Here is a 22,895-nt window from a genome sequence, read left to right on the forward strand (position 1 = left end):
GCCGGGGGCAGCCGCCCCCTGCCCCCCCCCCCTTCAATCGTCGTCGATGCAGACCTGGTGCTGCTCGCCCAAGCCTGCGATCCCCAGGCTGACCCTGTCGCCCGCCTTCAGGTAACGCGGCGGCTTCATGCCCAGGCCGACGCCCGGCGGCGTCCCGGTCGAGATCACGTCGCCCGGATGCAGCGTGAAGAACTGCGACAGATAGCTGACCAGATAGGGGATCTGATAGACCATCGTGGCGGTCGATCCGTCCTGGACCCTTTCGCCGTTCACCGTCAGCCACATGTGCAGGTCATGCGGATCGGCCACCTCGTCCCGCGTGACCAGCCAGGGGCCAAGCGGGCCGAAGTTGTCCGAGGACTTGCCCTTGGACCATTGGCCCGAACGCTCGGTCTGGAAGGCGCGCTCGGACACGTCGTTGCACACGCAAAAGCCCGCGACATGGTCCATGGCGTCGGCCTCGGCCACGTATTTCGCGCGCTTGCCGATGACAAAGGCCAGCTCGACTTCCCAGTCGGTCTTTTCCGATCCGCGCGGGATGATGATGGGGTCGTTCGGGCCGCAGATCGCGCTGGTGTATTTGGCGAAGATCACCGGCTCGGGCGGAACGGCCATGCCGGATTCGGCGGCGTGGTCGGAATAGTTCAGGCCGATGCAGATGAACTTGCCGATCCCGCCCACGCAGGCCCCAAGGCGCGGCTCGCCCCCGACCAGCGGCAGGGTGTCGGGGTCGATCGCGGCAAGGCCCGACAGCTCAGCCAGCACGTCGCCCGCGATGTCGGGCACATGGGCCGACAGGTCGCGGATGCGGCCCCCGGCGTCGATCAGGCCGGGCTTTTCAGACCCGCGTTCGCCATAGCGGACAAGTTTCATGGGGGATCCTTTCGTCAGATGGTCCAGCCGCCGTCGATGGCGATCAGCTGTCCGGTGGTATAGGCGGATTCGTCGGCGGCAAGATAGGTCACCAGCGCGGCGATCTCCTCGGGCGTGCCGATGCGGCCCATGGGCTGGCGCGCGATGAAGGCGGCAAGGGCCGCTTCGTAATTGCCCGTGTCGCGCAGCCGCTGGTGCATCGAGGGGCTGTCCACCGTGCCAGGGCAGACCGCGTTGCAGCGGATGCCCTGCTTGACGTAATCCTGCGCGACGGCCTTCGTCATGCCCCCCACGGCCGCCTTGGAGGCGGAATAGATGAAGCGGTTGACCGGCGCCGTGATCGGCCCCGCGACGGACGCCATGTTGATGATCGACCCCGCCCCCTGGGCGATCATCCCCGGCAGCACGGCCCGCATCATCCGGTACATCGTCTTGCAGTTCAGGTCGAAGGCGAAGTCCCATTCGGCCTCGGTCGAGGCCAGGATGTCGCCCGCATGGACCACGCCCGCGCAGTTGAACAGCACGTCGATGCGCCCCGCGTCCCCCACCGTCGCCGCGATGGCCGCCGGGTCCAGGACGTTCAGAACCCGCGTCGCGATCCCCTGGCCGCCCAGGTCGGCCAGCAGGTCGCCGTTCACGTCGGTCGCCAGAACCTCGGCCCCTTCGGATGCCATGCGCAGGGCGGTGGCGCGGCCGATCCCCTGGCCCGCGGCGGTGATCAGGGCGCGCTTGCCCGACAGTCTTTGCCCCAGTGATCCTTGCATTGCGTGATCCTTCATGCTGCGCCCGGCAGGCAGGCCGGGCCGATCGGTTCGAATGACTTGTAGGTCAGGATGAATTCGCGGTGGCCCAGTTCCTCGGACTTGGTCTGCCGCCCGCCCGCGACGGCCAGCACCAGGTCGCGGATCTCGCGGCCCACCTCGTCGATGCTGCGCCGGCCCTCGATGATGTCGCCGGCGTTGATGTCCATGTCCCCGGCCAGAGCGCGATAGGTGTCGGGGTTGGCGCAGATCTTGATGACGGGGGAAATCGCCGATCCGACCACCGACCCGCGCCCGGTCACGAACAGCGACAGATGCGCGCCCGACGCGATCATCTCGACGATTTCGGCGTTGTCGCTGATGTTGGGAAAGCCGAAGCGCACCTCGCCGTCGGGCACCACGTCCATCAGGTAAAGCCCGCCCCCGGGGGGAATGTCGCCCGGCTTGATCAGCCCACGGATCGGGCTGTCGCCGGACTTGACATAGGCGCCCAGGGACTTCTCCTCGATGGTGGAAAGACCCCCGGCGGCATTGCCCGCCGCGAAGGATCCGTATCCCAGCGTCGCGTAATAGCGTTCCGCCTTTTGCACGCTTTCGCGCAGCACCTGCCCCAGTTCCGGTGTCACCGCGCGGCTGGCCATGATGTCCTCGCAGCCGATCAGCTCGCCCGTTTCCTCGAAGATGCAGGCCGCGCCTTCGGCCACCAGCAGGTCGAAGGCGCGCCCCGCCGCCGGATTGCCCGAGATCCCCGAGGTGCCGTCCGACCCGCCGCAAACGGTGCCGATGACCAGATCCGACACGGCCATGGGAACGCGCGGCACCCGGGCGATCCTCTCCAGCGCCTGCGCGACCCAGTCCACGCCCGCCTCGACGGTCGCGCGGGTGCCGCCTGCCTTCTGGATCACCAGCGTTTTCACAGGCCTGCCTGACGCGTCCACCGCATTGGCCGCCCGCACCTTGTCGAAGCTTTCGCAGCCCAGGCTGACGAACAGCACCGCGCCGACATTGGGATGGGTGCAAAGACGCTCCATCATGCGGGCGGCGTATTCGTTGGGAAAACAGCCCGGAAAGCCGATCAGCTGCACGTCGCGGTCGCGGAAGCGGGCCACGATTTCCGCCGCGACGAAATGCGCGCATTCGACCAGATAGGCCACCACCACCGTGTTGCGGATCCCCTTGCGCCCGTCCGCGCGCAACCAGCCCTGCATCATAGCGACACCCCCGCCGACAGGCCGTCCGCATCCTGCAACGCATGCGTCGCGGTATAGGCGGAACGGATGTTGTGGACATGCACATGCTCGCCCGCCGCGATCTCAGTGGTGGCGATGCCGATGGGCATTCCGTATTTCAGGATCACCGCGCCCGCCGCGATGGGGTGGCGGGCGATCTTGTGGGCCATGGGGATCGGGCGCGACAGGATCACGGTGCCGCCTTCCAGCGCGACGGCCAGCCCCTCGGGCGCATTGGCGCGGGCGACCAGCACGTTGTCCTTGTCCGACAGCAGAAGGAACGGCCCGGTCATGGCCGCATCTCGACCATGTAGATGTGGTCGGCGACCAGCGCCGTTTCGCCCGTCTGCTTGGTGACGGTCAGGCGTTCCACGACGCGGCCGTATCCGGGGCGGTTTGCCATGGGTTCCTTCGCGATGATCCGGACCGCCGAACGGATGGTGTCGCCTATGAAGACCGGCTTGACGAAGCGCATCCGGTCATAGCCATAGGAGAATGCCACCGGGTTGATGATCGTCGCGGTCAGCCCGACGCCGATGGTGAAGACCATCGTTCCATGGGCGATGCGCTGGCCGAAAGGCAGCGTCCTGCAGAACTCGGCGTCCAGGTGGTGGGGGAAGAAATCGCCCGAATGGCCCGCATGGACCACGAAGTCGGTTTCGGTGATGGTGCGGCCCACCGTGGTGCGGCCCTGCCCGATCTCGTAATCCTCGAAATAGGTCGTCTGTTCAAGCATCGGGGGAAGTCCTGATCGGATGCGCCGGTTTGGCGCTGCTGTCATAGGCGGCCTCGACCAGGGCCATGGTGTGCCAGGCATCCTCGGCGCTGCCTTGCAGGGCCGGGTCGTCGCCCACGGCAAAGCGCATCACCTGCGTCATGCGGCCCCTGAAGGCGTCGGGGAACCAGTTGCCCGCCAGAGGCACCTGCTGCCAGTCGCCGCCGGTGTTCAGCCACAATTCGTCCGGCTCGCCCCTGGGATAGTCCAGGTTCACGCCCAGCTTCATCCAGGCCGCGCCTTTGGTCCCGCAGATGCGGAACTCGCAGGCCTGGAATTTCCGGCCGAAGGCGTGGTTGTGGTTGACCGACAGGGCCGCCCGGATCCGGTCGCCGTAATCCAGGATCATCGCCGTGCGGGTGTTCGACACCGTGGAGGACGGATGGCCCATCGTCCTGGCATGGACGCCCCGGGGGTTGCCCAGCAGGTCGCGGACCAGATCCAGATAATGGATCGAATGCAGCAGGATTTCCACGCGCGGCAGGTCGGCCAGGAAGGCCCACAGGTGCCAGGGCGTGTCCAGCGCCAGCCAGGCGTCGAAATCGACGATCTCGCCCAGCATCCCCCGGGCCACGGCATCCTTCAGCGCCAGCGCCATGGGGGCGAAGCGCAACTGGAAGTTCACGGCGGCCTTCAGGTCGCGCGCCCGGCAGAGGCGGAGGATCTCGGTCGCCGCCGCCAGGTCGCTGCCCATCGGCTTCTGGATCAGCACCACCGCGCCGGGGGGAAGCTGTTCCAGGATGCCGGGAATGGCGGCAGGCGGCACGGCCAGGTCATAGACCGCCCCCGTGCCAAGCGCCACGGCCTGTTCCACGCTGGCAAAGGCATGGCCCAGCCTTGCGGCCTTGTCGCGGTCGGGATCGAAGATGCCCGCCACGGTGAAGCCCGCCGCCTGGTAGGCGGGCAGATGCGCGTCCCCCACGATGGATCCGGCCCCGAAGATCACGATGGGCAGGCTGCGCGAGGGCGCGGCGACAGTCTGGCGCAGGTCAGTCGGCATGAAAGACCTCGGCCATGGCGGCCCACCATTCGCCGTCCGCGCGGGTGTCAAGCGGGCGTTGCAGGGGCTTGTTGACGGCCCACCACCGCTGCGTTTCCGGGTCTTCGGCCATGCGGGCCATGTCGGCGTCATAATCGCTGCCGTGGTACTCGAAATAGGAAAACAGCAGGTTTTCCGGTTCCTTGAGGAAGATCGAGTAGTTGCGGATATGGCAATCTGCGATCTTGTCCAGGACGGCGGGCCAGACGGCGGCGTGCAGGGCGCGGTATTCGGCCTTGCCGTCCTCGGACAGGGCGATGAGGGATGCGTAGCGCTTCATGCGGGATCCTCCGTGACGGTCAGGCGCGATCCTTGCATGGTCCGCGCGCGCAGGCTGTCGTGGTCCCAGGCGATGCCCAGGCCGGGCGCGGCGGGCGCGATGGCCATGCCGCCGTCGCGCGCCATGGGGGCGGCGATGTCGTCCAGCTGCGGGATGTATTCCAGCCAGGGGGCGTTGGGCACCGCGCAGACCAGGCTGACATGGATTTCCATCAGGAAATGCGGGCAGATGGACAGGTTGTGCGCCTCGGCCAGGTGGGCGACCTTCAGCCAGGGGGTGATCCCGCCCACGCGGGCCACGTCGGCCTGCACGATCCCGCAGGCGCCCGCCGCGATGTAATCCGCGAACTGGCCCGGCGAATACAGGCTTTCGCCCACCGCGACGGGCACGCGCGACTGGCGGGCCAGGCGGGCATGGCCCGCGATGTCGTCGGCGGGCAGCGGCTCCTCGAACCAGGCGATGTTCAGCTGCTCCAGCAAGGGCAGGCGGCGCGCGGCCTCGGGGGCGGTCATCGACTGGTTGGCGTCGGTCATGATCTCGTAATCCTCGCCCAGGGCCGCGCGCACCGCCGAGAGCCGCGCCGCGTCCCCCGAGACCGTTGGCGTGCCGATCTTGATCTTGGATCCGTGGAAACCCGCCTCGCGCATCGCCAGCGCGTCGTCGACCAGGGCGGCGGGTTCCAGGTGCAGCCAGCCGCCCTCGGTCGAATACATCCGCACGGCGGATTTCGCCCCGCCCGCCAGCACATGCAGCGGCAGCCCCGCGCGCCGCCCCCGCAGATCCCACAGCGCGGTGTCGATGGCGGCAAGGGCCAGCGACATGATGGGGCCCACCGCCGTCGCATGGCTGCGAAACAGCAGGCCGCGCCAGACCTGTTCGATCATGTCCCCGTCGCGGCCCATCAGCGCGGGCAGAAGCGTGCGTTCCAGCAGCGACAGGACCGCGTGGCCGCCATCGCCGATGGTGTAGGAATAGCCCATGCCCGCCGCGCCATCGGCGTCGGTCACGCGGACGAAGATCGTTTCCTGGGACTTGAAGCTCTGGATCGCGTCGGTGCGGCGCACCCGGGGTTCCAGATCGACAAGAAAAGCCTCGGCGTGGACGATGCGGGCCATGTCACATCCTCAGGCTGACGCCGCTGTCGGCGTCGAACAGGTGGCACTTGTCCAGCGCGATACCGAAGCGCAGCCGCTCGCCCGGTGTCACCGGACGCGGGTTCAGCATCTTGGCCTGGACCTCGGCCCCCGCCAGGGTGGCGAACAGCAGGGTTTCGGTGCCCAGAGGCTCGGTCAGGGTGACGGGCATGTCCACATGGGCCATGTGGGCGGTGGGGGGCAGGGAATGCCCCTCGGGCATGATGTTGTCGGCGCGGATGCCCAGATGGACGCGGCGGCCGTCCGCCACATGCAGGCCCGGCGGCACCGGGACCGCGGTGCCGTCGGCCAGCACGACCCGGCCCCCCTGCACGGTCCCCGGCAGCAGGTTCATCGGCGGCGATCCGATGAAGGTCGCCACGAAGCTGTTGGCGGGATCCTCGAACACCTCCAGCGGCGTGCCCACCTGCACGATATGGCCGTCGCGCATGATGACGATGCGGTCGGCCAGGGTCATCGCCTCGACTTGGTCATGGGTGACATAGATCACGGTCGAGCCGACCTTCTGGTGCAGCTTCTTGATCTCGACCCGCATCTGGGTGCGCAGCTTGGCGTCCAGGTTCGACAGGGGCTCGTCGAACAGGAACACGTCGGGATGGCGAACGATGGCGCGGCCCATGGCGACGCGCTGGCGCTGCCCGCCCGAAAGCGCGCCGGGCTTGCGGTCCAGAAGCGGCGTCAGCGCCAGGATGGCTGCGGCCTCGTCCACGGCCGCATCGATCTGGGCCTGCGGGCGCCTGGCGATCTTCAGGCTGAAGCCCAGGTTTTCGCGCACCGTCATGTGCGGGTAAAGCGCATAGTTCTGGAACACCATCGAGATGTTGCGGTCGCGCGGCGGCAAATCATTGACCACCCGGTCGCCGATCACCACCTGGCCGTCCGATATCTCCTCCAGCCCCGCGACCATGCGCAGGGTGGTGGACTTGCCGCAGCCCGACGGGCCCACCAGCACCACGAATTCGCCATCGGCGATGTCGAGGCTGATGGAATGCACGACATCCAGCGCGCCATAGCGCTTGACGACGTTTCTCAGGTGAACCTGGGCCATGATTATCCTTTCACCCCGCCAAAGGTCAGACCGGCGATCAGGTGTTTCTGCACGATGAAGGTCAGCACCAGCGCGGGCAGGATCATCAGGACCGCCAGCGCGCACATGCCGCCCCAGTTGAGCGTGAATTGCGAGGTGAAATCCAGCAGCCCCACGGGCATGGTCTTGGAAGTGACCGACCGCGTCAGCTGGCTGGCCAGCGCGTATTCGTTCCAGCTGGTCAGGAAGGCGAAGATGCCCGCGGATGCGATGCCCGCGCGGGCCACCGGGAATTCGACCTTCCAGAAGGCCTGCCAACGGGTGCAGCCGTCGATCTCGGCGGCCTCGGCCAGTTCCCTGGGCACCTGCCGGAAGAAGCCGTCGATCAGCCAGATCGTGAAGGGCACGTTCATCGCCACATAGACCAGGATCAGCCCGAAATGCGTGTCGATGATGCCGGTGCGCCCAAAGATGATGAACAGCGGCAAGGACAGCGCGACCCCGGGCACCGCGCGCGAGGCCATCAGCACCACGAAGGCCGTGGACTTGCGCTTGAACCTGCAGCGCGCGAAGGCATAGCCGCCCGCCATGCCCACCAGCAGCGCGATCAGCGTCGAGGTGACCGACACGATCAGCGAGTTGCGGAAATAGGTCCAGACCGGGACGCCGCCTTCCCCCGCGCCGCCGAACATGGCGCGGTAATGGTCCAGGTTCAGGTCGTTGGGGATCCAGACGGGCGGCTTGGCCATGATCTCGACCGTGGGACGGAACGAGTTCAGGACCACCCACAGCCCCGGCAGGCAGATGACCGTCATGGCGACGAACAGCCCGATCAGGTGGCCCGCGCGCAGCAGGCGCTTGTTCAGGCGGTGGCGGGTGACGCTGGCCATGTCAGTCCCCCATGCCCAGGTCGCGCCGGGCGCGTTGCAGCTTCAGGAAGAAATAGACGGTAAAGGCGATGGACAGCAGGATTGCGACATAGCCCATGGCATTGGCATATCCCATGCGCGCGTCGACATAGCCGGTGCGCCCGATCAGCGTCCACAAAAGCTCGGTCCGGCGCGCGGGGCCGCCGTTGGTCATCACCTGCACGATGTCATAGGCCCGCGCCACGTCCAGCGACCGGATCGCCATGGCGATATAGATGAAGGGCATCAGGAAGGGCAGCGTCACGAAGCGAAAGCTTTGCCAGGGTGAACAGCCATCGACCTTCGCGGCCTCAAGTGGGTCTTGGGGGATGGCGTAAAGCCCCGCCAGGATCAGGATCGCGAAGACCGAGGTCGAGGTCCACACCTCGGCGCAGATGATCGCGAACAGGGCCAGGTTGCCGTCGACCAGCCAGGGGATCGCCCGATCGGCCAGGCCCAGCGATTGCAGCGCGTTGTTCACCAGCCCCACGTTGTCGTTGAAGATGAACTTGAACTGGAACCCCACCAGAATGGGCGAGAACATCATCGGAAACATCATCGCCGTGCGCAGCAGCCGCTGGCCCTGCGTGACCTTGGACACCATCAGCGCCAGGCCAAGGCCCAGCAGCATTTCCAGGTTCAGCGCGACCGTCAGCAGCAGCACCGTGCGCCCGAAGGCCGCCCAGAAATTCGCGTCCGTCAGCGCCTTCTGGTAGTTGAAGGGAAAGTTCACCTTCCACAGCGTGTCGGGCCGCGTCAGGTGATAGGGCGTGAAGCTGGAATACAGCGACAACAGCAGCGGAACCAGCACCACCGCCGCAATGATGATGAAGGCCGGCAGCAACAGGACCAGCCAGGGGGGCAGCTTCACGCGCGTCATCGGATTTCCGTGCTTGGGCGGGCCATGGGGCGGCGCATGGGGCCGCCCCGCCTTGCGTCAGTAAACGCCGTTTTCCTGCATCAGCTCGTCCACCGCGTCGGAGGCATCCGCCAGCGCCTGTTCGGCGGTCTTGTCGCCCAGGATCGCGGCCTGCAGTTCGGGATAGACAAGGTTCGTGGCCTCGATCCAGTAGGGGGTCGGGGGCACGGCAAAGGCGGTCGCGGCGGTTTCCTGGAAGGCGGCCAGAACCTCGGACCTGTAGGGGTCGTCCTTGGCCTGCGCGATGACGTGGTCCCAGACCGCCGTGCGCGAGGGCAGCGGGCCTGCCGCCGCTTCTAGCTTCTGGCTGTCCTCGTTGGTCAGGAACGCGACCAGCGAGGCGGCGGCCTCCTTGTCGGGGCAGGTCTCGGTCACGGAAAAGCCGTGGAAGCCCGACCAGCCGGAGCGCACGCCCGCCCCGCCCTTGGGCGCGGGGGCCACGCCCACGTTGCCCGCCACCTTCGAGGATTTCGGGTCGTTGAAGAACCCCGACCAGCCCGGCCAGTCCAGGTTCAGCGCCACCGTGCCCGAGGCGAAGCCGTTGCCCAGGTCGTCCCACAGATAGTTCGTGGTCCCCGGCGGCACCGCGCCCGCCTTGTAAAGATCGACGAACCATTGCAGCGCCTTGGCCCCTTCGGGCGAATTGAAGGCGGGCGATCCGTCCTCGTTCAGGAAGGTGCCGCCTTCGGCCACCAGCAGTTCATAGAAGCGGCCGACGATGGCCTCGTCCTTGCCCGCGAACTGCGTGCCATAGAAGTTCGGCGGGGCGGCGAAGAACTCGGCCTGGTCCCTGACCTGCGCCCAAGTTTCGGGGACGGCCAGGTCATAGCCGTATTTGGCCGCAAAGGCTTTCGCCTTCCCGGCATCCTCGTAAAGCGACTTCTGGTAATACAGGGCCGACACGTCGAACTGCGCGCGGGGCAGCATGACCAGCCGCCCGTCCAGCGTGGCGGCGGCGATGTTGCCGGGCACGAATTCCCCGACCGTTTCGGCGGGAACCAGCGGCGTCAGATCCGTGAACAGCGTCGGATATTGCGAGGCGAAGGACGAATGGTTCGAGCCCACGCACCAGCCCACCGTGCCCGCCGCGATGTCGGCCTTGTATTCCTTGTCCAGCTCGAAATGGTTCTTCTGGCTGATGATGCTGACCTTGCCGCCGGTCGCCGCTTCCCAGTCCGCGATGCGCGAATAGAGCGCCTCGTACTGCTGGCCGCCGATCAGCTTGGCCTCGATGGTGGTGCCCGCGAACTGGTCCTGCGCGGCCGCGCTGCCCGCCGCCACGATTGCCAGCACGCTGGCGGATGCGAATCTTGCCATTGACCTTCCCCCCCGAACTGCCGACCCCTCCCCCGAGGCCAACAATTTCATATACAGAATTATGTTTCATGACTAAACGGAACTTGAGGCACCAAGTCAAGCCATCTTCGGGAGGGGGCGATGATCTTCGACACGCATCTGCATCTGATCGACCGCAAAAGGCTGCGGTATCCGTGGCTTGGCGGCGTTCCCGCGCTGGACCGCGACTGGACGCTTGCCGATTACCAGGCCACGGCACGGCGGGTCGGCATCACCGGCGCGCTGCACATGGAGGTGGATGTCGCCGAACCCGACATCGCCGGGGAAACCGCCTGGGTGGCGGCCATGATGGCGCAGCCGGGCAGCCTGATCCGGGGCGCGATCAGCGCCGCGCGTCCTGAATCGCCGGGCTTCGCGTCCTGGCTGGAGTCGGTGGACCGCCGCACCGTCAAGGGCGTGCGCCGGGTGCTGCACGTGATGCCGGACAAGCTGTCGGAACAGCCCCTGTTCCGTGACAACATCCGCCGCCTGGGCCGGGCCGGGCTGCCCTTCGACCTTTGCCTGCAGGCGCGGCAACTGGCCCTGGGGACCGCCCTGGCCGATGCCGCGCCCGGCACCGTCTTCGTGCTGGATCATTGCGGCGTTCCCGACATCGCGGGCGGGGCGTTCGACAGCTGGGCCGCGGACATCGGGGCGTTGGCCGAACGCCCGAACGTCCATGTCAAGATGTCGGGCATCACCGCCTATGCGGGGACCGGCTGGACCCTGGAAACCCTGCGCCCCTGGGTGCGGCACGTGATCGACTGCTTCGGCTCGGGCCGCGTCGTCTGGGGATCGGACAGCCCGGTCTGCACCCTGCAATCCTCGCTGCCGGAATGGGTCGCGGCCAGCCATGCCCTTCTGGCCGATTTCCCGGACCATGAACGGAGCGCGATGCTGGAAGGCAATGCGCGGGAAATCTGGGGGATCCCCTCTTGATCTGCGGGCAGGACATGGCCCCGGAACAACCATGCGCCCGACCGGCTTGCGGCGTCTGGCTTCTTCGGCAGACCGGCGCTATGGTTGCGCCATGACCGAAACCCTGCCTCCCTGCCCGGAATGCTCCTCCGCCTATACCTACGCGCTGGAGGGGCTGTTGGCCTGCCCGGAATGTGGCCATGAATGGCCGGCGCGCGCGCCCCAGGACAGCGGCCCCGAGGTGCGCGACAGCGTGGGGAACGTCCTGCGCGACGGCGACACGGTCACGGTGATCAAGGATCTGAAGGTCAAGGGCTCGTCCTCCACCGTGAAGGTGGGCACGAAGGTGCGCGGCATCCGCCTGGTTGCGGGAAACCACGACATCGATTGCAGGATCCCCGGCATCGGCCAGATGGGGCTCAAGTCGCAATTCGTGAAGAAAGTCGCCGAATAGACGCGGGCCCCGGGCCTTGGGGGATGCAGTCTCAGCGCCGCTTCCCGGGCGCCCTGGTCACCTTGTTCCCACGCGGCCCGGACCGCAGGGGGGTGTTGCTGCGGTTCTCCTCGGCAAGCTTGCGCCAGCGTTCGACCCGCCCCCCATCAAGCGTCCCCGCAGCCACGGCCGCCAGGACCGCGCATCCCGGCTCATGCGAATGGGTGCAGTCGCCAAAGCGGCAAAGCGGGGCAAGCTCGGCGATCTCGGCGAACAGCACGTCCAGCCCCGCCGCGATGTCGCTGACATGCAGCGTCCGGATCCCCGGCGTGTCGATGGCCCAGCCACCCCCGGCGATCGCGTGGAGCGAACGCGACGTGGTGGTATGGCGGCCCTTGGCGTCCGCCTCGCGGATGCTGCCGGTGGGCTGCGCCGCCTCGGGCGATTTCGCCGCAAGCGTGTTGAGCAGCGAGGACTTTCCCACCCCGGACGAGCCGACAAGGGCGATCGTCCGGCCCGCGCCGCACCAGGGCGCCAGCGTCGCCGCCGCCTCGGGCGACCTGGCATTCAGCGTCACCACCCGAAGGCCGCGTTGCAGGCCTGCAACCTGCCTGAGATAAGGCCCGGCATCGGGCACCTGGTCGGCCTTGGTCAGGACGATCACCGGCGTGGTGCCGGCCTCGTTGGCGAATGCCAGATAGCGTTCCAGCCGCGCCGCGTTCAGGTCGTCGTTGCACGAGGTCACGATGAACAGCGTATCGACATTGGCCGCAATCAGTTGCGGGGTCCGGCTTCCCTCGGTGCGCCGCTGCAACAGGGTTTTCCGCTCTAGCCGGCGGACAAGCATCCGGGTATCGGGTTCCACCAGAACCCAGTCCCCGACCGCATAATCGCCCGTGTTGGCGTGGACGGGAAGCGGCAGCCTTGCGGGGCCCGACGGGGACTCGGCGGTCATGCGGGCGCGGTGAACCGTGGCGATGCGCATCGGGGCCAGGCCCGTCTCGGCCGGGTCCAGCTGGTCGTCGAAAAAGGCCGACCATCCGAGGGTCGCGAGGGTCGCGGATGCCTGGTCTGATGAATGGGTCACGATCCCCTGAATGGGCGCAACATCCGCCTGTTGCAAGCCCTTCCCTGAAGACGCCCGCGTTTTCGGGTTTTCCCAAAGCGCGCGCCCCCGCGCGACGAACAGCCCCCGCAAGGTCCGCCGCGCCATGCCGAAGACGTGTGTATCCATCGCGGGCGCGAAGGCCTCATCGGCTTCGGGCGCGGCCTTGACCGCCCCTTGCTGTCGGACAAGGCGGGAAAGGCTGAAGCGGCGGCTGCCTTGCAACGCCTGCGGGACGGCATGTCCTTGGTCGCACCAGGCCAGAGAACGGCGTGGCCGCTGCGCGTCGCATGGACTATCGGACGGCCAGGGTGTAAGAATCCCTGATGCGATGTGCCAAGATGACCCAGATCCTGCGAGAGTGCGCGGCAAGCGGCGTCGCATGAGGGCATGGCGCTGGCCTGCGCCAAGGGCAAGCTGCGCGGCGGGACGCCGAAGCCGTCGGACCGCCTGGAAGAAGGAGTTGCGCCGCATGTACGACCCCGGCCATCATTCCACCGGCGACCTGGGCAAGGTGCTCTCGACCCCGCGTCCGGCCCCATGCCGCGCGGGGAAACGGCGGGCGGTGGCGTGATGGCGGATGACCCGAAGCCCCCGCGCCCGCCGTCGCTGAAAAGCCAGACCCGGCAATCGAACTGGCGGCGCACCAACCTGCCCAAATACATGGCCCACCTGGCCGTCCAGCGGGCGCTTGTGTCGGGAACGCTGGAAAAGCAGGGCTGCGAGGTTTGCGGCACCGCACGGGTGGACGCCCATCACGACCGCTATGACGAGCCCCTGAACGTCCGCTGGCTGTGCCGCCGCCACCACGTCAAGCTGCACCATTACGGCGAGGACATGTTCCCCGTCGGTCCTTCCCCGGCAAAGGGCCCCTTTGCCGAGGAGTGACGGCCGGGAAACCCCGGCGGGCGCCCCCTCAATGGCTGGTGCCGTCGGAAAAGGTGATCTTGTTCCAGACGTTGTATTTCCCCGAAGGCTTGCGCATCGGCAGGCGCTTCACCTCCTCCAGCGTTTTGGCGTCATAGACGACCAGGGCGCCGTCGTCCTCCCAGATGGACACAAGGGCGTATCTGCCGTCGCGCGTGAATTCGGTATGGGCGGCGGTCTGGCCGGGGGCGGGGGTCAGGGTCCGGACGATTTCCAGGCTTTGCTTGTCGATGATGTGGATTTCGTCCTTGCGGTCGCTCATGAACACGTCCGCCCAGACATAGGGGGATGTCTCGTGGCTGCGCAGGAAGAAGCCGGGGCCGTGGGTGGGGATCTGCTTGACCAGTGTCCAGTCGGTCATGTCGATCACCGACAGCACGCCTTCGTTCAGGTGGGGCGTGGCCATGACCTTGTGGCCGTTTCGGTCCCAGGTGATCCCCGACCCCAGATGCGGCATCCCGGGCAGCGGCAGTTCGGCCACCTTGCCGCCGCTGGTCAGGTTGATGACGACGCCCTTGGTGCCCTCGCGGTTGGTGCCGATCAGGTTCCTGTAGCCGGGATCGAAGAAGAAATCGTCCAGCGGTTCCTGGGTCGGGATGCGGCGGCGGGCGAACAGGCCCCGTTGCGCGCCAAAGGCCTCGGTCGCGCCCTTTTCATAGCTGTGGACATAGCCGTCGTGAAAGGGACCGGCATCCGGATCGGTCGCGATTTCCCAGATCTCGGGGGCGTCCTTCAGGGCCAGGATGAAGCTGCGGCGGTCGGGCGCCTGGTAAACGGCGCTGACCCGGCTGGGGGTGCCGTCGCGGGCCGCCACGTCGATCACGCGCACGGGTTCCAGCGTGTCGGTGGACAGGATCGTCAGCGTCTGCGGCAGGTAGTTGGCCACCGCCAGCCACTGGCCGTCATGGCTCAGGGCGATGTTGCGGCTGTTGAGACCGGCGCGGACGCGGCCCACCTCGGCCAAGGACCAGATGTCGTATTTCTGCACCCAGCCGTCGCGCGACATGATGAAGACAAAGCGCCCGTCGGGCGAGAACTTGGGCCCGCCATGGACCGCATAGGGGGTGGGAAAGCGGTCCAGAACCTCCAGCCGGTCGCCGTCCAGGACGCTGACATGGTGATCGCCGGTTTCCACGACCAGCGTGATGTTCAGGGGATCGGCGTCAAAGACCGGCGCGGCGGCGGGGGTATAGCCGGGGGCCATCGCGCGGCTGGCCCCGATGTCGGCGGTGGTCCAGGTCGGGCTTTCCGCCAGGGGCGCCTTGAGGAAGGCCACCAGGTCGCCGATCCGCTGCGCCGACAACTGGTCCTTGAACCCCGCCATCTGCGTCAGGGGGCGGCCATGGGCGATCACCTGGTCGATGCCCCGGACCCGCCCCAGCGTTTCGGGGATCAGCGCGGGCCCGGTGCCGCCCAGCCGGTCCGCGCCATGGCAGGCGGCGCAATGGGTGGCGAAATCCTGCGCCGGATCCGCCAGCGCCGCCGCCGAGGCCAGCAGCAGGGCGGCCAGCAGAAGGCCCCCCCTAGAAGAAACGATGCGCTGGATCATGGCTTTTCCCCCGGAACGGCGTGACGGCAAGGCGGTCGGGGGCACCCTCGACCCCGATTTCGGCATTGGACAGATAGCAGGCGGGATCCTCGGCCCAGGGGTCGCCGGTCAGTTGCAGGGCGCGGATGCGGGTGTTGCCGCCGCACACGTCCTGGAAGGCGCAGGCCCCGCAGCGGCCCTTCAGCGGGCGGGGGCGCGTGCGCAGCGTGGCCAGCATCGGGTCGTCGCCGGTCCACCACTGGCTGAACGGCTTGTCCTTGACCGATCCCACCGTATAGTCCGACCAGTAGGTGTCGGGATGGACCCTGCCCTGCGGGTCGATGTTGGCGACGCCCAGGCCGCTGGAATTGCCGCCCCAGGCCGTCAGGTGATCGCGGAGATGGGCCACCGCGCCCGCGTCGAAGGTGCGTTCCGCCCAGCGGATGAACCACACCGCGTCGGCGTCGTTGTTGCCGGTCACGATCTCCAGCGGGCGGCCCCCGGACAGCGCGTCCCACCCCCGTTCGATCAGCAGATCCATCGCGCGTCGGGTATGGGCGTGTTCCTGATCTTCGCCCCGGTGCTTGTCGCCGCGTCCGGCATAGACCAGGTGCGACAGATAGAACTTGTCCACGCCCTCGGCCTCGCACAGGTTCAGCATGGCGGGCAGGTGATGGGCGTTGTCGCGGGTGATGGTATAGCGCAGGCCCACCTTGACGCCGCGCGCCTTGCAGGCCCGGACCCCGGCCAGGGCATTGTCGAAGGCCCCCTCGACCCCCCGGAACCAGTCGTTCACCGCGCCGATCCCGTCCAGGCTGATGCCCACGTAATCGAAGCCAAGCGCGGCCACCCGGTCGGCCACGCCCGGTTCGCCCAGCTTCGTGCCGTTGGTGGACAGCGACAGGTGGCGGAAATCCAGCGCCCGCGCGCGTTCGGCCAGATCCCAGAAGTCAAAGCGCGACAGCGGCTCGCCCCCCGACAGGATCAGCGCGGGGATGCGGAAGGCGGACAGGTCGTCCAGCACGGCCATGGCTTGGTCATGCGTCAGCTCGCCCGGAAAGACGTGGTCCGACGACACCGTATAGCAATGGCGGCACTTGAGGTTGCAGGTGCGCGTCAGGTTCCAGATCACCACGGGCTTGACGCTGCCCGGACGCCCGCGACGGAGGACCGGGGTCGGGTCCAGCAACTGGCGCATGTATTGGGTCAGGCGGAACATGGCGTCCCCTTTCAATCGTCGCGCAGGCGCAGCCCGGTCTTTTTCAGGATGCGCGTGGAATACAGGATGTCGTGGCCCCGGCAGGCGTCGCCCAGGATCGCGGCGACCCGGGCGCGCTTTTCCTCGACCTCGGACCGGCTTTCGCCATGCAGCATGGCGAACAGGTTGAAGGGCCATTCGGACAGCGCCCGGGGCCTGCGATAGCAATGGGTGACGAAGGGCAGCGCCCCCACCTGCGCCCCCAGGTCCGAGACGCGGTCGTCCGCCACGTCCCACACGCTCATCCCGTTGGCTGTCATGCCCAGGGCATAGTGGTTCGGCGCCAGCGCGATGCGGCGGACGGCGCCGCGATCCTGCAGGGCGGCCAGGCGGGCGATCACTTCGGCCTCGGTCAGGCCCAGGGCCGCGGCGATGTCGGCATAGGGTTCGGGGACCAGCGGCAGCCCCGCTTGCGTGGCCTGCACGATGCGGCGGTCGATTGCGTCCAGCGTCATGCCTGCACCCGGAAGCCGATGAAGTATTCTTCCAGCTTGGGAAACAGCATGACCCTCAACCCCGTCTCGTTCTCGATGGCGCGGGCGGTGCGGTCGATGCCGTCGGGCGTATCGGTGGCAAGGACGAACCACATGTTCAGCGCGTGCGTGCGTTCATAGTTATGCGCGACCTCGGGATGCGCATTGACCTGGGTCATGACCGTATCGAAACAGTCGGGCGGCACGGCCATGGCGCAAAGGCAGAAGGCCCCGCCCAGGGCGGCGGCGTCGAAAAAGGGGCCGAAGCGGGTGATCGCGCCCAGGTCGCGCAAGCGCGTCAGCCGGGCGATCAGGTCCGCCCCGGCGATGCCAAGCGCCGCGCCTGCGTCGTCAAAGGGGCGCGGGGTCAGCGGAAAGCCGTCCTGCAAGGCGTTCAGGATGGCGCGGTCGGTCGCGTCCAGCGCATCAGACGGCAGGACGGTGCGGAGGGGACGGGTCATGCAGCCTCGATCAGCGCGCCGCGCTGCTTGAAACACTGGGTGGAAAACAGGATCTTGTGGGGCGCGCCTGCCAGTTCGGGCAAGACGCGGGCGCGGTCCAGGACCGCCAGCGCCTCGGGGCGGGACCGGGCGTGGATCATGCAGAACAGCGGCCAGTCCCAGAGATCCGGCACCGTGCGGCGCTGATAGCACAGCGTGACGCCCGGCACCTGCGACAGCGCGCAGCCTGCGGTTTCCACGCAGGGGGGCCGCCAGACAACCATCGCATTCGCCGCCCAGCCAAGCGCGCGATGGCGCACGATCACGCCCACGCGGGTCAGGATGCGGGCATGGGCCAGCGCCGTGATGCGGGCGATGACCTCGGCCTCGGGGCGGCCAAGCCGCGCCGCCAAGGCGGCGAAGGGGGCGGGCACCAGCGCCAGCCCCTCGGACAGGGCCTGCATCAGCGGGCGGTCGTCCTGGCGCAGCGCCGCCATGTCGGGGGCGCGGTCAGGCGGCAGGGGCTGGCGGGGACCGCACAGGCGAAAGCCCAGGTCGATGTTGAAGGGCCGCACCAGTGGCAGGGACAGCACGGGCAGGCCCGAGGCGCCCTCGATCCGCGACAGCGTTGCCGCAAGGCCCGCGTCCGATGGCGCGGTGGCGACGAACCACAGGTTCCAGCGATCCTCGCGCAGGTAGGAATGGTTCACGCCCGGCTCGGCCCCCACGATGGCGGCGACCTCCTCGATGCGCGCCTCAGGGACCGCCAGCGCGGCCAGGGTCGAGGCGCCGGCCGTGTTGGGGCGGCAGGTGGCCCCCACGCGGCTGATCCGGCCGCAGTCCTGCAGGCGACGCAGGCGGTCCAGAACCTCGGCCTCGGTCGTGCCCAGAACATCCGCCATCGCGGCGAAGGGGCGCGGAACCAGCGGCAGGTCGCGCTGGAAATCGTCCAGCAGCCGCGTGTCCAGGCAATCGGGCGACAGGTCCGTCATAGCCCGGTCCGATGCGCGCGGACGGTGAAGAAGATGCCGGACGGGGCCTGCGCCCCGATCTCGCCCAGCTTTTCGTAGGTGCGGGTGTCGTAGATGACGACGCGGTTGTCGTCGCGGGCGGACAGCCAGACCTCGCGCCCGCGCGGGGTGAACTCCATGTGAAGGATCCCCGCGCCGGGGTGCAGCGTCCGCTTGACCTGCCGTGTCAGGCTGTCGATCACCTGCACCGCGCCGTTGTCGGGGGTGGCGAAGTTCACCCACAGTTCCCGCCCGTCGGGGCGGGCGGTGACGAAGACCGGCTGGCCCGCGACATCCGTGCGCCCGGTTTCCTGCCCCGTCGCGGCGTCGGCCCACAGCACCTGGTGCAGCCCCACGGCGGGCAGGGCATAGGTCGCGCCCGCCAGCGTCCAGCCCTGCAGATGCGGCATCTTGTAGACCGGCAGGTCGGGCTGGTTCCGGCCGTAATCGGGCAGGATGCGGCGGGGCGTGGGGGGATCCTGCCACAGGTCCAGCGTGGTCAGGCCCTTTTCGCCGAACAGCCCGACGATGAAGGTCCGCCCGTCCGCCGTCATCAGCGCGTCATAGGGATTGGCGCCCACGCCTTCGATGCGCGTGACCCGGGGGTTCGCGGGGTCGACGGAATGGTCCAGCACCCAGACCTCGCCCGTGTCCCAGGTGGCGACGGCAAAGCGCGATCCCGGCGCGTCGGCCAGGCCCACGGTCTTCGATCCCATCGGCACGTCGGCCACGGGGTCCAGGGTGCCTGCGTCAAAGACCTTGACCCCGCCGGGTTCGTAGTTCGACACCGCCACCAGCCGCCCGTCGTCGGAAATGGCCCCGCCGATGGCGTTCCCGGCCTGCACCACGCGCTTGTCCAGCCGGCAGGCCAGGATATCCACCTTGGACAGCCCCCCGTCGCGCCCGAACACATAGGCGAAGCGTTCGTCGGGCGAAAACGTCAGCGAGGCATGGGACAGATCCCCCAGTCCTTCCACCCGGCACAGCGCCGCGCGGTCGGACTGGTCCACCACCAGGACCGAGCCCGTGGCCCGTTCGATCACCACGCCCAGGTCGCCGGTGCCGCGCGGTTCCCCGGCGGGCGCCGCAAGCGGCAGCACCAGCGCAAGGGCGGTCAGGCAGGCGCGGATCATTCGGTCTTCTCCTTCAGCAGGTATTCGGCGATCCACTGCGCCTCGGCGGGGGTCAGCAGGGGACGCCAGGGCGGCATCGCGGTGCCCGGCACGCCGTCAAGGATGATCGCGGCCAAAACCCCGGGATCGCGCCCGGCCAGGGCCCCGGGGGTGATGGGACGGCCAAGGCCGCCCTTCATGGTCAGCCCGTGGCAGGATCCGCAGTCCTGGACCACCATGTGTTCCAGCTGCGCCTGCCGTTCGGAGGCGATTCCCAGGGCGGCGCCGGCCATGGCAAGGGCCGCGATCACCACGGCCTCAGCCATGGCCCACCACGCGCAGATGTGCCCCCAGCTTGCGCGGCAGCGGCAGGGCCGCGCTTGCGTAAAGCCCGGCGACATGGCCGACGATGAACAGCACCGGCGCCTCAAGGGGCGTGCGGGCCAGGTCGGCGCCGATCTGCGCCAGGGTCGAGGGCATCCGCATCTCTCTCGGGGTGGTGGCATGGGCCACGGCCAGCACCGGCAGGTCGACCGGCATCCCGGCGGCGATCAGCCGGGCGGCGATCTCGGCCATGTTGGCCGCGCCCATATAGACGACCAGCGTGGTGCCCGGATCGGCGAGCCCCTGCCAGTCCAGATCCAGCGCGGCGTCGCGCGCCCGGTGGCCCGTGACATAGCGCACCCCCGTCGCAAGCCCGCGATGGGTCAGGGGCACGCCGGTCGAACAGGCGGCCCCCTGCGCCGCCGTGATCCCGGGCACATAGGCATAGGGGATCCCGGCGGCGGCCAGGTGTTCGGCCTCCTCGGAACCGCGGCCGAAGATCAGGGGATCGCCCCCCTTCAGGCGGATCACGTCATGGCCCTCGCGGGCCAGGTCGGCCAGCATCCGGTTGATCCGGTCCTGCGGGACGGAATGAAAGCCCGCCGCCTTGCCGACCGGGATGCGGCGGGCGGCGGGGGGGGTCAGCGCCATGATCTCGGGGCTGACCAGGCGGTCGTGGACCACCACGGCGGCCGCCTGGATCAGGCGCAGCGCGCGGACCGTCAGAAGGTCGGGATCGCCCGGTCCCGCGCCGATCAGGTAAACCTTGCCCGCCATGTCCGTGGTCCCTTGCGTCAAAAGGCTGGGGTGAGGGTCGGGCGCGCGGCGCGATGGCCCGCGCGCCCGACTGGCGGTCAATAGATGTCGCCCTGGGTGTTCTTGACGTTGAACTTGCCCGTGGGCGTCACAAGGCGCGGATCCTTGATGACGTGCTTCAGTTCCAGCGTCTTGTCGTCCACCACCACGATGGCCGATTCTTGGTCCTTGCCGTTCCAGACCGAGAACCAGATTTCCGTGCCGTCCTTGTTGAACTCGCCCTGGACAACGCGCGGCTGGCCCTCGGCGATCCCGGCCCATTCGGTGACGGGCAGGGTGACGATCTCGGGGTCGGACCCGTCGCCCTTCATCGCGTCGATCTTGAACACCGCGACCGACCCGGAAATCGAGGGTTCGGGGTTCAGCGTCGCGTCCACATACAGGTGGTTCGACCCCGGATAGGTCTTCACGAACAGCGATCCGCCTCCAAGCGCGGGGAAGCTGTCCACGATCTTCCAGGCGTTGTCGGGATGGCCTTCGGGATCGGTGCCGATCAGCGCCACCGAATCGTCGCCCAGGTGCGAGGTCGCCCAGACCGGCCCGAAGGTCGGATGGGTGAAGTTCGCGCCCCGGCCCGGATGCGGGGTTTCGCCGCCCGTCTCGGTGATCGCCTCCAGCTCTCCGTCCTTGGTGTCGATCACCACCAGCTTGCCGCGCGCGTTGGCCGCCGTGATGAAATACCGCTTGGTGCTGTCCAGCCCCCCGTCGTGCAGGAAGCGTTCGGCCTCGATTTCCGTGATCTTGAGGTTCTTCAGGTCGGTATAGTCGACCAGCTGGATCTTGCCGGTTTCCTTGATGTTGACCAGGAACTCGGGCCGGAAATGCGACGACAGGATCGCCGCCACGCGGGGTTCGGGGTGATAGGTCTGTTCGTCATAGATGTTGCCGCGCGTGGACACGATCTTCAGCGGCTCCAGCGTGGCGCCGTCCATGATGACGTATTGCGGCGGCCAATAGGCCCCGGCGATGACGTACTTGTCCTCCCACCCTTCCATCTTGGATGTCTCGACCGACCGGGCCTCGGCGCCGATCTTGATGGTGGCGACGATGGAGGGATCTTCCATCCACAGGTCGATCATGTCCACCTTGCCGTCGCGCCCGATCACCAGCAGATAGCGGCCCGATGCCGACATGCGGCTGATATGGACGGCATAGCCGGTGTCCAGCACCTTCTTGATTTCATAGCTGTTGCCGTCGATCAGCGCGATCTGGCCCGCGTCGCGCAGCGTGACCGAGAACAGGTTGTCCAGATCCCAGTCGTTCATCTTCTCGGCCGGGCGATCCTCGGGCGGGGTCACGACCTGCCAGGACGCCTTCATCTCGGGCATGCCCCATTCGGGCGGGCTGGCCGGATCCTGCATGACGTATCGGGTCATCAGGTCCACCTGGCGTTCGTCAAGCTGCCCCGAGGTGCCCCAGTTCGGCATCCCGGCGGGCGATCCGTATTCGATGAAGGTCTTCAGATAGTCATAGCCCAGCTCGCGCGTCAGGTCGGGCGTCAGCGGCTTGCCGGTCGCGCCCTTGCGCAGCACGCCATGGCAGCCCGCGCAGCGTTCGAAATAGATGGTGTTGGCCTCGTCGAACTCGGCCTGGGTCATGGCGGGCACGCCCTCGGGGGCGCCGGGCACGGCGATCCTTTCCTGGCCCAGCGTGGTCAGCGAGGGCTCGTACTGGTCCTGGGGCTTCGAGGTGTGGTCCTGGATGTCGGACTTCGTTTCAGCCTGTTCCTGGCTGGGCAGCCGGGCGCCCTCGGACCGGGGCAGTTCCTGCACCTCGGTCTCGGGACCGGCCTTGGGGCCGGTGACCTGGTTCAGGTCGGCATTGTTTTCAACGGTGGCGTCCGGGGCAGGGTCGGCGGCCGGGGCGCCGGCGGTCTGGGCCGCCGCCAGGCCGGCGCTGAACACCAGGGCCAAAGCCGCAGACGCCAGAAGCGACATCCTGGCCGTTTTCGCTGGGAACTTCATCATTCTCTCCATCCTGCGGGTGAGGCAGGGGGGACGTTAACAAGGGCGTGAGGGCTGTCCTTGACTTTGGTTAAGGCCCCGGGGGGGAAACTGCGCAAACCTGCCGGGCGAACGCCTGCTGCGGCGCCTTGCCGCGCCCGAACCCCCGCAGGACGCCGCCGGGACCATCCATGAACCTGCCTGCCCTTTCCCGCCGCATCGCCCGTGCCGCCGCCTGCCTGGCGCTTGCGGTGCTGGCGGCGCAGACCCCCGCCGCCGCAGCGCCCCCCGGCCCCGCCGTGGCCGAG

General features: G+C 68.1%; 25 protein-coding genes. 3 read left to right on the forward strand and 22 right to left on the reverse strand.

Translation table 11 applies throughout. From position 1 onward, the window contains the following. Positions 1 to 33 precede the first annotated feature (33 nt). From JX613_RS16615 to JX613_RS16670, 12 genes are read right to left on the reverse strand one after another with little or no spacing between them, the layout of a single operon-like run. Positions 34 to 873: a fumarylacetoacetate hydrolase family protein gene (locus tag JX613_RS16615; protein ID WP_207102586.1), complete on the reverse strand. Its 840-nt coding sequence runs from the start codon at positions 871 to 873 to the stop codon at positions 34 to 36. A 14-nt stretch (positions 874 to 887) separates the two neighbouring features. Further along, a complete protein-coding gene (locus tag JX613_RS16620) occupies positions 888 to 1,637 on the reverse strand; it encodes an SDR family oxidoreductase (RefSeq protein WP_237168646.1) in 750 nt (249 codons plus the stop codon). 11 nt (positions 1,638 to 1,648) lie between these two features. Beyond that, a complete protein-coding gene (locus JX613_RS16625) occupies positions 1,649 to 2,845 on the reverse strand; it encodes a UxaA family hydrolase (RefSeq protein WP_207102587.1) in 1,197 nt (398 codons plus the stop codon). Next, positions 2,842 to 3,156 (reverse strand): UxaA family hydrolase, encoded by a 315-nt coding sequence (locus JX613_RS16630; protein WP_207102588.1) that lies wholly within the window; start codon positions 3,154 to 3,156, stop codon positions 2,842 to 2,844. The genes JX613_RS16625 and JX613_RS16630 overlap by 4 nt, the downstream gene beginning before the upstream one ends. Continuing rightward, on the reverse strand, positions 3,153 to 3,599 hold the full coding sequence (locus tag JX613_RS16635) for a MaoC family dehydratase (RefSeq protein ID WP_207102589.1): 447 nt from the start codon (positions 3,597 to 3,599) through the stop codon (positions 3,153 to 3,155). Before JX613_RS16635 ends, JX613_RS16630 begins: the two co-directional genes overlap by 4 nt. Further along, the gene (locus JX613_RS16640) at positions 3,592 to 4,638 is read right to left on the reverse strand and encodes a Gfo/Idh/MocA family protein (RefSeq protein ID WP_207102590.1); all 1,047 of its coding nucleotides are present in this window, start codon (positions 4,636 to 4,638) and stop codon (positions 3,592 to 3,594) included. Before JX613_RS16640 ends, JX613_RS16635 begins: the two co-directional genes overlap by 8 nt. After that, positions 4,628 to 4,957, reverse strand: coding sequence for an L-rhamnose mutarotase (locus JX613_RS16645; protein WP_207102591.1), 330 nt, complete (start codon positions 4,955 to 4,957; stop codon positions 4,628 to 4,630). The genes JX613_RS16640 and JX613_RS16645 overlap by 11 nt, the downstream gene beginning before the upstream one ends. Then, the gene (locus JX613_RS16650; RefSeq protein WP_207102592.1) at positions 4,954 to 6,072 is read right to left on the reverse strand and encodes a mandelate racemase/muconate lactonizing enzyme family protein; all 1,119 of its coding nucleotides are present in this window, start codon (positions 6,070 to 6,072) and stop codon (positions 4,954 to 4,956) included. Before JX613_RS16650 ends, JX613_RS16645 begins: the two co-directional genes overlap by 4 nt. A 1-nt stretch (position 6,073) precedes the next feature. Next, complete coding sequence (locus JX613_RS16655) at positions 6,074 to 7,159, reverse strand: ABC transporter ATP-binding protein (protein ID WP_207102593.1); 1,086 nt, start codon at positions 7,157 to 7,159, stop codon at positions 6,074 to 6,076. A 2-nt stretch (positions 7,160 to 7,161) separates the two neighbouring features. Further along, entirely contained in the window at positions 7,162 to 8,028 is an 867-nt protein-coding gene (locus tag JX613_RS16660) for a carbohydrate ABC transporter permease (protein ID WP_207102594.1), read from the reverse strand. A 1-nt stretch (position 8,029) separates the two neighbouring features. Further along, a complete protein-coding gene (locus tag JX613_RS16665; protein ID WP_207102595.1) occupies positions 8,030 to 8,926 on the reverse strand; it encodes a carbohydrate ABC transporter permease in 897 nt (298 codons plus the stop codon). Between the two features lie 57 nt (positions 8,927 to 8,983). Beyond that, complete coding sequence (locus tag JX613_RS16670; RefSeq protein ID WP_207102596.1) at positions 8,984 to 10,282, reverse strand: ABC transporter substrate-binding protein; 1,299 nt, start codon at positions 10,280 to 10,282, stop codon at positions 8,984 to 8,986. A gap of 120 nt (positions 10,283 to 10,402) precedes the next feature. On the opposite strand from JX613_RS16670, the gene JX613_RS16675 reads away from it, so the two are divergent. Both JX613_RS16675 and JX613_RS16680 read left to right on the forward strand, forming a co-directional pair. After that, positions 10,403 to 11,239: an amidohydrolase family protein gene (locus tag JX613_RS16675; RefSeq protein WP_207102597.1), complete on the forward strand. Its 837-nt coding sequence runs from the start codon at positions 10,403 to 10,405 to the stop codon at positions 11,237 to 11,239. A gap of 91 nt (positions 11,240 to 11,330) precedes the next feature. Continuing rightward, positions 11,331 to 11,672: a zinc ribbon domain-containing protein YjdM gene (locus JX613_RS16680; RefSeq protein ID WP_207102598.1), complete on the forward strand. Its 342-nt coding sequence runs from the start codon at positions 11,331 to 11,333 to the stop codon at positions 11,670 to 11,672. A gap of 31 nt (positions 11,673 to 11,703) precedes the next feature. Here JX613_RS16680 and rsgA read toward each other — a convergent pair whose 3' ends face one another. After that, positions 11,704 to 12,738 carry a ribosome small subunit-dependent GTPase A gene (gene rsgA, locus JX613_RS16685; protein WP_336512323.1) on the reverse strand — a complete coding sequence of 345 codons (1,035 nt, stop codon included), beginning with the start codon at positions 12,736 to 12,738 and terminating at the stop codon, positions 11,704 to 11,706. 591 nt (positions 12,739 to 13,329) lie between these two features. Between rsgA and JX613_RS16690 the strand changes: the two genes are divergently transcribed. Continuing rightward, positions 13,330 to 13,644, forward strand: a complete 315-nt coding sequence (locus JX613_RS16690) for a hypothetical protein (protein ID WP_207102599.1) — start codon at positions 13,330 to 13,332, stop codon at positions 13,642 to 13,644. Between the two features lie 28 nt (positions 13,645 to 13,672). Here the strand turns inward: JX613_RS16690 and JX613_RS16695 are convergent, their stop codons facing one another. The 9 genes from JX613_RS16695 to JX613_RS16735 form a co-directional block, all read right to left on the reverse strand. Continuing rightward, positions 13,673 to 15,232 (reverse strand): cytochrome D1 domain-containing protein, encoded by a 1,560-nt coding sequence (locus tag JX613_RS16695; RefSeq protein WP_207102600.1) that lies wholly within the window; start codon positions 15,230 to 15,232, stop codon positions 13,673 to 13,675. Next, on the reverse strand, positions 15,207 to 16,430 hold the full coding sequence (nirJ, locus tag JX613_RS16700; protein WP_207102601.1) for a heme d1 biosynthesis radical SAM protein NirJ: 1,224 nt from the start codon (positions 16,428 to 16,430) through the stop codon (positions 15,207 to 15,209). Before nirJ ends, JX613_RS16695 begins: the two co-directional genes overlap by 26 nt. 11 nt (positions 16,431 to 16,441) lie before the next feature. Continuing rightward, positions 16,442 to 16,924, reverse strand: a complete 483-nt coding sequence (gene ahbB / locus JX613_RS16705; RefSeq protein ID WP_207102602.1) for a siroheme decarboxylase subunit beta — start codon at positions 16,922 to 16,924, stop codon at positions 16,442 to 16,444. Beyond that, positions 16,921 to 17,403, reverse strand: coding sequence for an Lrp/AsnC family transcriptional regulator (locus JX613_RS16710; RefSeq protein ID WP_207102603.1), 483 nt, complete (start codon positions 17,401 to 17,403; stop codon positions 16,921 to 16,923). Before JX613_RS16710 ends, ahbB (JX613_RS16705) begins: the two co-directional genes overlap by 4 nt. Continuing rightward, positions 17,400 to 18,374: a siroheme decarboxylase subunit beta gene (gene ahbB, locus JX613_RS16715; protein WP_207102604.1), complete on the reverse strand. Its 975-nt coding sequence runs from the start codon at positions 18,372 to 18,374 to the stop codon at positions 17,400 to 17,402. Before ahbB (JX613_RS16715) ends, JX613_RS16710 begins: the two co-directional genes overlap by 4 nt. Beyond that, on the reverse strand, positions 18,371 to 19,525 hold the full coding sequence (locus JX613_RS16720) for a cytochrome D1 domain-containing protein (RefSeq protein WP_207102605.1): 1,155 nt from the start codon (positions 19,523 to 19,525) through the stop codon (positions 18,371 to 18,373). The genes ahbB (JX613_RS16715) and JX613_RS16720 overlap by 4 nt, the downstream gene beginning before the upstream one ends. Then, positions 19,522 to 19,830, reverse strand: a complete 309-nt coding sequence (locus tag JX613_RS16725; RefSeq protein ID WP_207102606.1) for a c-type cytochrome — start codon at positions 19,828 to 19,830, stop codon at positions 19,522 to 19,524. Before JX613_RS16725 ends, JX613_RS16720 begins: the two co-directional genes overlap by 4 nt. Continuing rightward, on the reverse strand, positions 19,823 to 20,605 hold the full coding sequence (cobA, locus tag JX613_RS16730; RefSeq protein ID WP_207102607.1) for a uroporphyrinogen-III C-methyltransferase: 783 nt from the start codon (positions 20,603 to 20,605) through the stop codon (positions 19,823 to 19,825). Before cobA ends, JX613_RS16725 begins: the two co-directional genes overlap by 8 nt. 77 nt (positions 20,606 to 20,682) lie before the next feature. After that, positions 20,683 to 22,611, reverse strand: a complete 1,929-nt coding sequence (locus JX613_RS16735; protein WP_272874546.1) for a cytochrome D1 domain-containing protein — start codon at positions 22,609 to 22,611, stop codon at positions 20,683 to 20,685. Positions 22,612 to 22,895: the final 284 nt, after the last annotated feature.

It is taken from the genome of Paracoccus shandongensis, from assembly GCF_017315735.1.
Lineage (GTDB): Bacteria > Pseudomonadota > Alphaproteobacteria > Rhodobacterales > Rhodobacteraceae > Paracoccus > Paracoccus shandongensis.

Excerpts from the sequence above, each read along its gene's own strand:
- JX613_RS16615 (WP_207102586.1), bottom strand. The coding sequence starts at position 873 with ATGAAACTTGTCCGCTATGGCGAACGCGGGTCTGAAAAGCCCGGCCTG.
- JX613_RS16620 (WP_237168646.1), bottom strand. The coding sequence starts at position 1,637 with ATGCAAGGATCACTGGGGCAAAGACTGTCGGGCAAGCGCGCCCTGATC.
- JX613_RS16625 (WP_207102587.1), bottom strand. The coding sequence starts at position 2,845 with ATGATGCAGGGCTGGTTGCGCGCGGACGGGCGCAAGGGGATCCGCAAC.
- JX613_RS16630 (WP_207102588.1), bottom strand. The coding sequence starts at position 3,156 with ATGACCGGGCCGTTCCTTCTGCTGTCGGACAAGGACAACGTGCTGGTC.
- JX613_RS16635 (WP_207102589.1), bottom strand. The coding sequence starts at position 3,599 with ATGCTTGAACAGACGACCTATTTCGAGGATTACGAGATCGGGCAGGGC.
- JX613_RS16640 (WP_207102590.1), bottom strand. The coding sequence starts at position 4,638 with ATGCCGACTGACCTGCGCCAGACTGTCGCCGCGCCCTCGCGCAGCCTG.
- JX613_RS16645 (WP_207102591.1), bottom strand. The coding sequence starts at position 4,957 with ATGAAGCGCTACGCATCCCTCATCGCCCTGTCCGAGGACGGCAAGGCC.
- JX613_RS16650 (WP_207102592.1), bottom strand. The coding sequence starts at position 6,072 with ATGGCCCGCATCGTCCACGCCGAGGCTTTTCTTGTCGATCTGGAACCC.
- JX613_RS16655 (WP_207102593.1), bottom strand. The coding sequence starts at position 7,159 with ATGGCCCAGGTTCACCTGAGAAACGTCGTCAAGCGCTATGGCGCGCTG.
- JX613_RS16660 (WP_207102594.1), bottom strand. The coding sequence starts at position 8,028 with ATGGCCAGCGTCACCCGCCACCGCCTGAACAAGCGCCTGCTGCGCGCG.
- JX613_RS16665 (WP_207102595.1), bottom strand. The coding sequence starts at position 8,926 with ATGACGCGCGTGAAGCTGCCCCCCTGGCTGGTCCTGTTGCTGCCGGCC.
- JX613_RS16670 (WP_207102596.1), bottom strand. The coding sequence starts at position 10,282 with ATGGCAAGATTCGCATCCGCCAGCGTGCTGGCAATCGTGGCGGCGGGC.
- JX613_RS16675 (WP_207102597.1), top strand. The coding sequence starts at position 10,403 with ATGATCTTCGACACGCATCTGCATCTGATCGACCGCAAAAGGCTGCGG.
- JX613_RS16680 (WP_207102598.1), top strand. The coding sequence starts at position 11,331 with ATGACCGAAACCCTGCCTCCCTGCCCGGAATGCTCCTCCGCCTATACC.
- JX613_RS16690 (WP_207102599.1), top strand. The coding sequence starts at position 13,330 with ATGGCGGATGACCCGAAGCCCCCGCGCCCGCCGTCGCTGAAAAGCCAG.
- JX613_RS16695 (WP_207102600.1), bottom strand. The coding sequence starts at position 15,232 with ATGATCCAGCGCATCGTTTCTTCTAGGGGGGGCCTTCTGCTGGCCGCC.
- nirJ (WP_207102601.1), bottom strand. The coding sequence starts at position 16,430 with ATGTTCCGCCTGACCCAATACATGCGCCAGTTGCTGGACCCGACCCCG.
- ahbB (WP_207102602.1), bottom strand. The coding sequence starts at position 16,924 with ATGACGCTGGACGCAATCGACCGCCGCATCGTGCAGGCCACGCAAGCG.
- JX613_RS16710 (WP_207102603.1), bottom strand. The coding sequence starts at position 17,403 with ATGACCCGTCCCCTCCGCACCGTCCTGCCGTCTGATGCGCTGGACGCG.
- ahbB (WP_207102604.1), bottom strand. The coding sequence starts at position 18,374 with ATGACGGACCTGTCGCCCGATTGCCTGGACACGCGGCTGCTGGACGAT.
- JX613_RS16720 (WP_207102605.1), bottom strand. The coding sequence starts at position 19,525 with ATGATCCGCGCCTGCCTGACCGCCCTTGCGCTGGTGCTGCCGCTTGCG.
- JX613_RS16725 (WP_207102606.1), bottom strand. The coding sequence starts at position 19,830 with ATGGCTGAGGCCGTGGTGATCGCGGCCCTTGCCATGGCCGGCGCCGCC.
- cobA (WP_207102607.1), bottom strand. The coding sequence starts at position 20,605 with ATGGCGGGCAAGGTTTACCTGATCGGCGCGGGACCGGGCGATCCCGAC.
- JX613_RS16735 (WP_272874546.1), bottom strand. The coding sequence starts at position 22,611 with ATGATGAAGTTCCCAGCGAAAACGGCCAGGATGTCGCTTCTGGCGTCT.